Here is a 10,874-nt window from a genome sequence, read left to right on the forward strand (position 1 = left end):
GGCGCAGGGCGCGGCGCTGTAGTCGCCCGCACCGGCGATCCGGGCAGAACGCTCCCATAGATGTTCACGTCACGCAGATGGTGCCCGTTGCAAACGGCCAGCTTCTTGGGTCCGGACGCGCATGCCGCGAGGCCCAGCAGTGGAAGGCTGCCGATCAGGCAGAAAGTAACCTGGCGGATGGTGAACGTCGATTTTTGAGGACAGGGCAAGGTCATGGTGATGTCTCACTATGCCGCTTCGATGGAGCCGCCCCGACGAGCGGCGCGCTCCAGATTGCGGCTGTTGCGCGCAATGCGGCGTTGTCGGAGGGGAGATGCCATCGTCCCCCAGGCGGTCCCGGCGAAGGCACCAACCCCCGCAGCGGCGCCGCCCGCAATGCCGGTGGCAATGGCCGGAGCCTGGAAAAAGAAAATGGTCCCGAGGAAGAGATAAACGGCGAAAAGAACCGCACCGATTGTCACATCAGCTTTTGATTCTGCAGCCGCGATTGCGATGCTGCCCAAATCAGAAATGAGCGTCGTGATCGCGATGATCACTCCCATGAGGACTATGTAGTTGAAGACCTGCCCGAGCCATCCATGAAAGAAGCGGCGCGTAGGTTCGAACAATGCAAGTGCAATGAAAATTGGCCCGAGAGCTATAATAATGGCCAGCGCTATTTTGGCAAAAATAGTAATTGAAAAACCGATCGCGGCAGACAATCCTGCCAGCGCGTAGAGGCAAACGGCTAGAGCGATCAGCACCAAACGCATCGGATTAATTTCAATATACGTCGCAGCTTTGGCGCGAATTATGAGAACTATGCTGTCGACTTGATTGAAGTAGTCATCAAATGCAGCGCCCACGCTGGTGATGGTCCGCCCGGAGAGTGCCTGCGAGAGTGCGTCCGGCATCCCATGAAAAAGAGGCGTGGTGATCCACTCGGAATAGGCGACCGTCGTTGCGGCAATATACAGCAGGCAGAGCTTGACCATTCGGTAGAATAGTTCGCCCCAGGGTTCGCTAATAATGCCGCGCATCACCATGTAGCCGAACAAAGCGATATAAATAACAAGCCCAACGGCGAGCGGCCCGCGAACAACCTCAACGACGTTTTGAAGACGCTCGTTGAGGAACAGGTCTAACTGATTGTCGACCTGCATATAGAAATCGTTGAACAGTGTAGAGGCCATTGCGGGTCAGCTCGCCGTCAAAGTGACCGCTTCAGGTCATCGAGATCTTTAACGTCCTGAGCATTGACGCACTCGCGGGAACTTGGATGGGTTCCGTTCGCGCAATCCCTGAGCGTTTGATTCCGCAGATCGGAGTTACTGCGATACTCATCTTTTCCGGTCGGCGGTTTGCACCCGAGCAAGCCAACCAAAGTAACGCTTACGACAATGGCCCGGAGCATTACGAGCCTCCCAAACTTGCCGATAGGTCGGCTAAATCCTGCTCATCGTCGCGCTGCATCTGAAGACGACGTCCTGACTCCTGCCGCATCCGCAGCGCCTGCAACTGCAGGGCATCATTTTGGATATGGGCGTTTTCGACCCCTACCCTTGCCTGGATGTCCATGACCTGTTTGGCGTCCGAAGCCGTATCGAGCGAGGTGCGCAGTTCTTCCAAGCCTGCGGTGCGCTGGGCCGAGACGCGGTAGGCCGACTCCGCTATCGCAGCATCGCGGGCGGCCAGATCGCCGTTTCGCAACAGGTTGTCGCGCGACGCCCGTTCATAAGCGGATGCGCCAGGCCGCAGCTCCGGCAGTGCAATGCGGTTGGCATCGCGAATGCGGGTCGCGGCACTGCCAAGCGATCCCAGGCTGGCATTTTCCGACGACATCAGCCTGCCGAGGTCGCGGGCCTCAGGCGGCAGAAGATGGCGCATGGCATCGGTCGATAGCGACGGGGCAATGCCATTGACGTCGGTGACCTGATTGAAGCTACCGTAGAGCTGCTTGGCCTCGGCGATCTGCTCCTTGCCCTGGTCGATCATGGACAGGGTGTTCTTGACCGTGGCGAGCGCCTGCAAATAGCCGGAGCTGTCATAGACCGGTATGCCCTGGGCGGCGGCCGGACCCGCCGTTCCCAGGATAATCGCACCGATCGCTGCGAATCCGCCTTTACGCATAGCTCATCCTTTCCTGCTCGATGGAGATCGACGCTGCTGGTGAAAGAGGGGCAGCCAGTATTCGGGATCGTCGCCGACCTCGGCGCGGATGGCATCGAGCAGCGTCACCGTTTCCGTGGTGCCCGAGAGAACTGCCAGCTCGTCGGAGAGACCGCCAAGATCGAGCTCGACGACGATTGAGTCATGGCCTTGCTTGACCAGGAACCGGCGGGATTCCGGATTCAGATCGTGGCGGATGAGCTTGAATTCCGCCTGGGTCAGACCCAGTCCATCGACATAGTCCGTTTCGCGGCCATAGGGGTTGGGAAGCAGTATCTTGGTCGCAACCTGCTCCATGATGCTGTGCGAAATGTCCGAACGCAGCGCATCCGCAGGGCTTTGCGTGCCGAAGACAAGAAAGGCATTCTGCTTGCGGTAGGTCTTGAGGCCGTCCTGCGCGAAGGCGCGGAACGCATCGTCCCCCAAGGCTTTCCAGAATTCGTCGATATCGATCACAAGCCGCCGGCCGTCGAGGAGACCGTCGATCCGGTGGAACATGTACATCATGAGCGGCGTGCGCACTTCGGGGTTGTCGAGAAAATCGGTCATGTCGAAGCCGACGAACGGCGCCTCCAGCGACAAAGCGTCGATCTCATTGTCGAACACCCAGCCGAGCGAACCGCCCCGCGCCCATTTCTCCAGCCGGGCACCGATGCCTTCCGGGTCGCGCTGACCGAGCAGCTGGCGAAGCGCGAGAATGGAGCGGTCCTCCGGCGCAAGGCGTCCGAGCGAGGCCAGCCCCTCATCGATCATGCGCTCCTGCGTGACGCCGAGTTGGCCTCCAACCGGCGTCACCAGCTGCCGGATCAGGCGCCCCAGGAAGACAAGATTGCGCGGACCATAGTCGAGTGCCCGCAGCGGAGCGAAACCCGTAGGCTCACCATTCTTCAGCGTCAGATAGATCCCGCCCGCGGATCGGACATAGATCTCCGCGCCGCGGTCCTTGTCGATGAAGATCTGCTGCGCGCCCGTCTTCTCGAGCTGCGCCATCAGAAAATTCTGGACGACGGTCTTGCCCGCGCCGGAAGGACCGATGATCAGTGTGTGACCCAAGTCGCCAACATGGAAGTTGAAATAATAGGGCGATTGCGCGGCCGTCTTCATCATGGCGATCGCAGGCCCCCAATGGTTCCCCTTGGCCCGGCCTGCGGGATAGGTATGGAACGGCGCCAAGGCAGCAAAATTGCGCGAGGTGATCGCCGCTGGCCGCGCCCGCCATGCGAAATTTCCGGGCAGCTGCGCCCAAAACGCTGCTTCGAGCGCTGGTCCTTCGCGCGCCGCCACCAAACCAGCATCGGCCAGTGCCGCGCGCGCGGCCGAGAGATTGTCGGCAAGTCGCCTTTGGCTGTCGGCGAAGACCGCCAGCGAGAAATGATGCTCCCCGAGCACGAACCGGTTGCTTTGCAGATCGTCGGCTGCATCGGCGAGATCGAGCGCCTGGCTCGCTGCGGCATCCTCGGTCGAGGCCATCTGGTTTTGCCGGCGGCGCAGACGTTCGGCTGCCCGCGCTTTGCCCATGAAGGTGAAGGATTGCGAGACGACGAAGGCGAAATCCTGGCCGAGCAAGGCATTCATCTGTCCCGGGCGCGTCAGCGCGGGATATTCCCTGATGCCGAAGATTCCCTGCCAGCGGCTCGTGTCATGGGCACGGATCTCGACCGTCTCACGTCCGAAGATCACGCGCTCGCCGTAAAGCGCGGATCCCAGATGCCCGCGGACGAGCGGAACCCTGGATCGCGCACCCATCATCACTTGCTCGAGCACCTCAAGCGGGGCGGAGAAGATCAGGCCATTATGCTCGTAGAGAGCAAGGCGCGCCGGACTGCAGCGGCGGAGCAGCTTCTCGATGTCGCGCGCCTTCTCCTCGAAGCGCGCCAGTTCATCGGGATCGACCTCCTCCTCTGCGGCCTTGGCTTTCGCGATCCGCTTGAGCAGCAGCCCGGTCCGGTCGGCCGATCCGACTGCCGGACGCATGAGAAGCGTCAGATAATGCTCATTGACGAACATCCGCTTGGCGGTGACGCGCGCCCGATATTTAGCGTCGAGCTCGGCGGCGAACTTTGAGCGGAACTGCCCTTCGGGATAGTCCCCTACGGCTGAGCGGACGATGTGGGTCCAGATCGCAAGCCGATCGTCGGCGATGTTGCGCCAAGTGCCGTTGAGCTTCTCGTGCCAATCATTGAGGTGGATCGGATCAGCCGTCTCGAAAGCCATGCCTTCGAGGCGGAACATCATCATGAGATCGCCGCTATCAAGCGCAATCACATCGGGCGTCACATGGCGGGCATAGGGAAGATAGCGCCCGGGCTCCGCTTCTCGGGTCAGAACCCGCCAAGGCGTCTTGCGCGGCGGCAGCTGGGCGGCGGCGCTAGCCACGCGCGAAACCCTTGCGCTTCATCCCCGCGACCGGCAGCGGCGAATAGGAACTGCCGCCCCACCAGCCGCGGTTCCGGCAGCGCGCCTTGGTCAAAGTCCATAACCATAGCAGGCGAAAGGCATTGGCGTCGTGGCGCACGATGAGGCGCGCCACCGCGAGGCACGCGCCGCCGATCGCCCCCGCGTAAAGCGGATTGCCGCTGACGATCAGGGTGAGACAGGCAGCAAGCGCAATCGGCAAGGATGCTTCGAGCGGCACGCCCAGCCACATCGTCGGCCGGGTCACCGCAAGGAAAAGCGTTTCCTCGCGCAGCCGCTCGTTCGAGGGCGCGGCCTCCTTCACGCGCCACCGGTGATGGTATCGACGATCCACTGCGCGCTGAAGACGATGAAAATGCCGACGATGACCGTCACCAAAAGGCCGAGGCTCGCCCGTCCGGTGAAGAACATGAAGCCGACGATGACGACGGCGATCACCGCAATCGTCTTGGCAAAGGTTCCCGTTAGCCAGGTCTTGATGTTCTCGGCCATGGAGGTGATGCCGTCCGCACCTTGCGCATGAGCAGGATCACTCAGCAGCAACGAGAGAAGCATCGCCAGGCCGACGATGCCGGCGATGCGCAGCAGAAGACGCGCCCATTGGGGCTGGGAGCCCAGGCGGGCGGTGATCGCTGTCATGGATGCTGTCCTTTCTGAGAAGTTGTCCCGTCCCCGAAGACCATGAGCGAGGCTTGCCGGGCATCTGCGGCGATGTTCCAACCAGCGGCCTGCGTCGCAGCGAGCGCAGTGGGTTGCGGTTTGGCGATCACCGCATCGGCAAGCCGGACAGGCGCGGTCATCACCGACGCTGGGTGCCTGCCGCGGATCAGGGGAATGACGGTTGACGCGCTGGCATAGACCCGGGCGACATAACCATTGCGAAAGCCGCGCCGCCGATCGCCAGTATTGTAGAGCGAGAGCGCTGTTGCGATCGCATGGTCCGAACTCTGGGCGGAGTGCGCCACCGACTGATAGTTGGTCGTCAACACCCGCGCGGCGGCGGCAAGGTTGCGGCACGGCTCGAAGGCATCCTCCACCGACAGACCCAGCCATCCGAGGTTGGCGCTGTTGATCTGCCCCAAGCCCAAATCGATGTTGTAGCCTTGGCGAATGAGGCGACGCGCGGCGGCAATCGCCTGTGCCCTCGTCGCCGGCACCGGCTTGCGCGCACCCGGACTGTTGACCCCGATCGCCAGCGTGTTGAATCGGCTTTCCGTGTGAACGATCGAGATCAGCGTCTCAGGCGCCACGCTTGGCGCGCATGAGCCTGCAAGGGCGAGAAGACTGGCGACGTCGAGGATCATCGAGCGAGATCCTGCAGCCGCTCGATATGGGCCAGCGAGTAGGTCTCGCGGCGTCCATCGCTGAAAGTCATGACAACCCGGCGCCGCGTTGCGGAATCGCGATCGTGGACCTTGGTACGAGCAACACCGCCGCCGCTACAGCCGGGAAAAGAGCCGCCGGTGGCCAAGCGCTGCCACAACTTGGTCATGGGCGCGACGCACTGGGCATATTGCGTCGCGCCACCAGGATTAGAAAGGCACAGGAGAACCTGGCAGCCCAAGTCATTCGCTCGCGCGGGAGTCGGTTGAAGGGCGGTGCCCATGGCGAGCACCGCCAGGCTGAGAGTCACGCGTTGCATCGGGTCATTCCCCCGTGAGAGACACCTCCCGCGTCGGGAATTGGCGTCAGCTATCCGTTGGATTTCACCTCTCTTTTGTTCCGCCCGGCCCCGATTTCGGCAATCCCCCCAGCCGGGGGGAGTAGGCTCGTGCGTTGCTGGTCCAGAAATTCGGCCAGCGCACTTTCCTGATCGGGTCGCAGAGCATCGGTGGCAGCCAGATATTCCGGCGGTTCGCCCCGAAGCAGGACGGACGGACACTGGCCATCATAATTGCCGAGATTGGGACGGTGCTGCTGGTAGCCGACCAGCGCGGCAAGGTCTGGATCGAACGCACGGGCCGCATTGGGCGGATAGGTCAGCCATTGATTTTCGTAGGGCTTCAGCCAGCCCAGGCAATAGCTGACGATGATGCCACGCCGGATCGCGCCGGTCATGTTGGCGCCGGCACCATGCAGCGTAGAACCGAGGAAGAGGATCGCCGAGCCCGGCTCCGCCTCAACCGCCATGGGCTGCGCGTCCTTGACCATGGAGCCGGCATTATGGCTCCCGGACCAGATCAATGTGGCGCCGTTTTCAGCCTTGAACGGAGAAATCGGCCACATCACGTTGACGAGATATTCGAGCTCGCCGGCCGGGCCGCGCCACATATCCTGGTCCCTGTGAGGAAACTGCGCCGGCGCTCCTGGATGCAGTTCGAGCGCCTGCGTGAGGTTGAGCTGGATGGTATCGCACCAGGGGTCGAGAACCGACCGCACCAGGCGCATGATCGCAGGATGGCGCACGAGTCGCTCGACAGTGGGTACGCGTTTCAAAAGGCCGCCAAAGCGCTTGGTGAGCGGACCGTAGAAGCCGCCCTGGCAAAAGGGTGTGGCGGCAAACCGCGGATCGAGGGCCTGATCGATCTCCGCGACCTCTGTCTTGGATGCGATGTCCCGCAACACGCAGAAGCCGTGCCGCTGTAAATCGTCATCGACCGCAGGTTCGGCAGCTGGGCGATAGGGGGAGAGATTTGTCATGGTGCCCTCTTCAAGCAGCCTTGGCAAGATCGGCAAGGCCGACCGAGCGCCAGATGCCGCTGGCCTGCAGCTGCTCGCGGGTGCTGCCATTGATGTCGATCTGTAAGGCGATAAGGCAGCGGCTGCTTGTTGAGGCGGGCAGGCCGAGGGGACGGCATGCCCAGCCAAAGCTCAGGATCTGTTGGAACCAGAACCACTCAGCAACGCCGGTGTAACTGTCGATATGATTGCCGAGCGCATATTCGACGAGCGCGGACACCAGCCGATTGCGCACCTCCAGGCGCTCTCGTGCGCGCAATCGTCGTGCAAGACAAAAGCGCGTGATCTCGAGGATCGCACCACCCCGGGGAGGCACTTGTTCGCACAGCTCGGGGAAAATGGTGCCGAGAATATGGTCACCGGTCGTCGGAAGCAGCCGCGCCGAGGCAAGATGCTCGCCCTCGGCGTCGGCTATCACGATGTAGACGGCACGGTCATTGTCGAACTGGTCGATTTCATAACGACCGGCAAAGACCGGCACGTCCCAGCGCAGAAGATCGACGAATACCCGTTTGCGTTCCTCGAACATCGAACAGAACAGGCGGTTTTCCATGGCGCGGGCAGCGCCGGTTGCGATATGCATGACAGCCTCCTTTGGTGAGGCGGTCAGTCGATCAGGCCCGCGTTCTTTCGGTTATCCCCTGTCCTGGGGAGATCATCGCCCGAAAACATCTGCGAAGCTGATCTGTCCATCGAACAATGCGCGGATCGCCAGCAGCGTGCGCTTCGTCACGCCGTAGCGGTCGCGTGCATCCTTGACATGCTGGATCACCGTTTCCTGCCCAATGCCGAGGATTTGGCTAATCTCCCAGTCGGTTTTCCCGCGTGCTACCAGCGCCACACATTCGGCCTGCCGCTCAGTCAGGCACGGGCCTTCGCATGGAGCTGGGGTTTGACGGGAAAGCCTGCGCGCGGCTTCGAATGCGAAGCTGCCGATCAGCTGGACGAGCGGGAGCTGTCGTTGATCGAGCACGTCGCCTGACCCCATGGCGAATGAGCAGGACCCATTCACTTCCCCCGGAATATGGGCAGGAACCGTGAAACCATCGCCCAGCCCGGCGTCGTGCGCCTCCGCCAGGATCGACCGATCAGCAGCACTAAGCGTGATAAGGGATTGCACCGCCGACCAGGCAAAGCCGATATTAGTGCGATGGCTGGCCCGGTGGATCGGATCACTGGCATAGAGGCGACGCGCCTGGAAACGCTCCACCCATTCTGGTGGATAATCGACGATATGGACAGAGCTCACCGCTGGCTTGAGGTCGATATGGTGGACCAGAGAAACGTACCGAAAGCCCATCGCACGCGTAATTTCGGCCATCAGGCCGGCCAGTGCTTGGCTGTCCTTGATTATCGCGGCGACCGCGCAGAAGTCCTGAACTTGCCCAAGCCCGATCATCACGGCCCGAGCGAGATCACAGGAGCGCGTCCATATTGAGATGACCGTCGCGAACCGCGCGCAGCACCAGCTGCGTTCGGCGCCGCACACCGTAGCGCCGACGCGCGGATTCAACATATTCATGCACGGTGTCGCGGCTAAGCCCGAGAATCTGGGCAATCTCCCAATCGCTCTTACCCTGGGCCACGAACGCGATGCACTCGACCTGGCGCGGACTGAGGGAAACGAACGCCAAGGTCCTTATCTCTTCGCCGAGCAGTTCGCGCGCCCGGTCATAAGCGACCGATCCCAGCAACCGGGCGGTGAGAATTTCCGCCGCATCCAGCGGTTCATCACGCGGTCGGGCGACGGTGAAAATCGCCTCAGGCTCACCCGGCGTCCTGATCGGCAAGCTATAGCCCGCTGCAAGGTCATGATCCCTGGCGCGTTTCAGGATGCTTCGCTGGCGCGACGAAAGCTCAAGCACGTCGCCCACCCGATCCCAGGCGAGCCCCGATGGCGTGCGGGCGCAGGCCGCGTGGATGGGGTCCTCGATATAGTGGCGCTCCTCGAGCACCTCTTCGAGCCAGGCCGGCGGATAGGTGGTGAGGAACAGGCGCTGCCCGCCTCCGTGCCGAAGATCGACATTGTGGAGCAGCGTGAACCAGCGGAAGCCGAGTTCGCGCACGGCCGCATCGATCGTGCCTTGCAAATCGCCGAGGTTTCCAGCACGCGCACATTCCTGTGCGAAACGCGTGAGGTCGTCCAGGCGGCCGCAGTCTCTTATCCTGTTCGCCATAGACGGTCGAAGCTCGTCGCCAAAAGAACTTCTCGTCCAGCGTTAAGCGGCCAGCTCCGCGATTATCACGGTGAGTTGAGAACGATTCGCAACAAACCTGCTTGGATGAATCGCCTATGACACTTTGCCTGCTGGTAAAGTGTCATAGGCGACAAAGGACGCTCCACGGTGCGAATTTCGGATTCACATTGATCCTTGTCTGTGCTTGATTCAGTCGCGTTATGTTTCATCCCGGCGCTCCTCTCCAATCTTCCAGCAGCTGCGATATCGCAGCCGTGCTCGAGAGATTGGCGCAGGTCTCAAGCCGTCCCCGCTATGCCTTCATGCTGCTCAACTTGATTGCGCAGGTCGCCGGCCCCGACGGGAGCGCCGGTCCCTGGATCAAGCGGGACAACGAGCTTGTTTCGCTGCGCGACTGGCTCTGCGACGCGCTCACACCGATGTCTCATCGAGTATCCCGCAGCGCAGCGTTGGCAGATCGCGTTCGTAGGGATCTGGACAGAAGTGGAATGCTCACCGGCGATGCACAGGAAACGCAACGAACGATCGCAGAGGAAATGCGCGCACGCATGCGAACCACCGGGAAGAGTAACCTCAGCCGCGCCGTCTCCGAATTGGTGAACGCCGATCTCATGCGCCGTCATTATCAGGGCTATCACGTCGACCATCGAAACCGCGGCGGGCAGCGCCACGCCGTCTATACCTTGATCGGCGACGCCCGGGGCCTCGTGTCTGCGACCAGTCTCACGAAACATGCCGCACAGGGCGAACTCGCTCTTATGAGGTGAGGATACGCCAGTCCGCCCTGCACCACCGGCAGAGATCCTGCCGATGGCTTGGAGTTTTCAGAGCTAACTGTCGTCGTGCTGTTACAACGGCAATCCGCGAAGCAAAGCGCGCCCGCTTCATTAGAAAAGCCAAGATTGCTTTGCTCATGCCGAGTTGGCTTGCCTGAAAACAAGCGGACGGTTAGTGACTCAATGTGCAAACCAGCGAAACCTCCATCGTAAAGCGGTTGACCGCGATGCTCTGCATCGCGCTCGTCTTCGTGTTTGCGGGGATGTCGCTGTCTAACTCCATGGACCGAATCCAGCATGCGCCGGGCGCGCCGATCGCCCATGAGCACATGCTCCTGGGCGATCTTTCGCTCGAGCTGGATCATGCCGACGATCATCACAGCCCGCAGCCGGACGACAGCGACGACGATCCTGTCGGGCATCTTGCCGGCGGTCATCACCACCATGCCGATGGCGGCTCCGGCCTGATCGTCCCCGATCAGGCGCCGGCGGCGATACTCGCGCTGGCCGCCAGCGCGGGCACTTTCGAGCCGCAGCGACGGCCGCTCGGCGTGAAGGCGCGCGGCCCCGAACGACCTCCCAAGGATCTCGGCCCAAACGCCTGAGCCCCGCGTCGCAGGTTCGGCGCGGATGTGTCGTGCCGTCTTGCGAGGCCTTT

14 protein-coding genes are annotated in these 10,874 nt (G+C 61.8%); 2 read left to right on the forward strand and 12 right to left on the reverse strand.

Translation table 11 applies throughout. The features are described 5' to 3' along the window. Positions 1-227: 227 nt before the first annotated feature. The 12 genes from L858_RS0116525 to L858_RS0116575 all read right to left on the reverse strand — a co-directional run bounded on the left by L858_RS0116525 (position 228) and on the right by L858_RS0116575 (position 9,419). Complete coding sequence (locus L858_RS0116525) at positions 228-1,172, reverse strand: TrbL/VirB6 family protein (RefSeq protein WP_021245263.1); 945 nt, start codon at positions 1,170-1,172, stop codon at positions 228-230. A 17-nt stretch (positions 1,173-1,189) separates the two neighbouring features. Next, entirely contained in the window at positions 1,190-1,393 is a 204-nt protein-coding gene (locus L858_RS21775) for an EexN family lipoprotein (protein WP_076605730.1), read from the reverse strand. Then, positions 1,393-2,109: a TrbJ/VirB5 family protein gene (locus L858_RS0116530; protein ID WP_022684248.1), complete on the reverse strand. Its 717-nt coding sequence runs from the start codon at positions 2,107-2,109 to the stop codon at positions 1,393-1,395. The genes L858_RS21775 and L858_RS0116530 overlap by 1 nt, the downstream gene beginning before the upstream one ends. 3 nt (positions 2,110-2,112) lie before the next feature. Then, positions 2,113-4,524, reverse strand: a complete 2,412-nt coding sequence (locus L858_RS0116535; protein WP_021245261.1) for a VirB4 family type IV secretion/conjugal transfer ATPase — start codon at positions 4,522-4,524, stop codon at positions 2,113-2,115. Continuing rightward, the gene (locus tag L858_RS0116540; protein WP_021245260.1) at positions 4,517-4,867 is read right to left on the reverse strand and encodes a VirB3 family type IV secretion system protein; all 351 of its coding nucleotides are present in this window, start codon (positions 4,865-4,867) and stop codon (positions 4,517-4,519) included. The genes L858_RS0116535 and L858_RS0116540 overlap by 8 nt, the downstream gene beginning before the upstream one ends. Continuing rightward, on the reverse strand, positions 4,864-5,202 hold the full coding sequence (locus L858_RS0116545) for a TrbC/VirB2 family protein (protein ID WP_021245259.1): 339 nt from the start codon (positions 5,200-5,202) through the stop codon (positions 4,864-4,866). The genes L858_RS0116540 and L858_RS0116545 overlap by 4 nt, the downstream gene beginning before the upstream one ends. Continuing rightward, entirely contained in the window at positions 5,199-5,867 is a 669-nt protein-coding gene (locus L858_RS0116550) for a lytic transglycosylase domain-containing protein (RefSeq protein WP_021245258.1), read from the reverse strand. The genes L858_RS0116545 and L858_RS0116550 overlap by 4 nt, the downstream gene beginning before the upstream one ends. Continuing rightward, positions 5,864-6,205 (reverse strand): hypothetical protein, encoded by a 342-nt coding sequence (locus L858_RS0116555; RefSeq protein ID WP_021245257.1) that lies wholly within the window; start codon positions 6,203-6,205, stop codon positions 5,864-5,866. The genes L858_RS0116550 and L858_RS0116555 overlap by 4 nt, the downstream gene beginning before the upstream one ends. 50 nt (positions 6,206-6,255) lie before the next feature. Then, the gene (locus L858_RS20425) at positions 6,256-7,203 is read right to left on the reverse strand and encodes a phytanoyl-CoA dioxygenase family protein (RefSeq protein WP_021245256.1); all 948 of its coding nucleotides are present in this window, start codon (positions 7,201-7,203) and stop codon (positions 6,256-6,258) included. 10 nt (positions 7,204-7,213) lie between these two features. Beyond that, positions 7,214-7,825 (reverse strand): acyl-homoserine-lactone synthase, encoded by a 612-nt coding sequence (locus L858_RS0116565; protein WP_021245255.1) that lies wholly within the window; start codon positions 7,823-7,825, stop codon positions 7,214-7,216. A gap of 72 nt (positions 7,826-7,897) precedes the next feature. Continuing rightward, on the reverse strand, positions 7,898-8,641 hold the full coding sequence (locus tag L858_RS0116570; RefSeq protein ID WP_021245254.1) for a LuxR family transcriptional regulator: 744 nt from the start codon (positions 8,639-8,641) through the stop codon (positions 7,898-7,900). 16 nt (positions 8,642-8,657) lie between these two features. Continuing rightward, positions 8,658-9,419, reverse strand: coding sequence for a helix-turn-helix transcriptional regulator (locus tag L858_RS0116575; protein WP_022684250.1), 762 nt, complete (start codon positions 9,417-9,419; stop codon positions 8,658-8,660). Positions 9,420-9,640: 221 nt separating this feature from the next. Here L858_RS0116575 and L858_RS0116580 point away from each other — a divergent pair, with 221 nt between their 5' ends. Together L858_RS0116580 and L858_RS20430 are read left to right on the forward strand one after the other, a co-directional pair. Next, complete coding sequence (locus L858_RS0116580) at positions 9,641-10,207, forward strand: hypothetical protein (RefSeq protein ID WP_021245252.1); 567 nt, start codon at positions 9,641-9,643, stop codon at positions 10,205-10,207. A gap of 236 nt (positions 10,208-10,443) precedes the next feature. Then, positions 10,444-10,821 (forward strand): hypothetical protein, encoded by a 378-nt coding sequence (locus tag L858_RS20430; protein WP_059140321.1) that lies wholly within the window; start codon positions 10,444-10,446, stop codon positions 10,819-10,821. Positions 10,822-10,874: the final 53 nt, after the last annotated feature.

The organism is Sphingobium bisphenolivorans (assembly GCF_000412635.1).
In the GTDB taxonomy this organism is placed as follows: domain Bacteria; phylum Pseudomonadota; class Alphaproteobacteria; order Sphingomonadales; family Sphingomonadaceae; genus Sphingobium; species Sphingobium bisphenolivorans.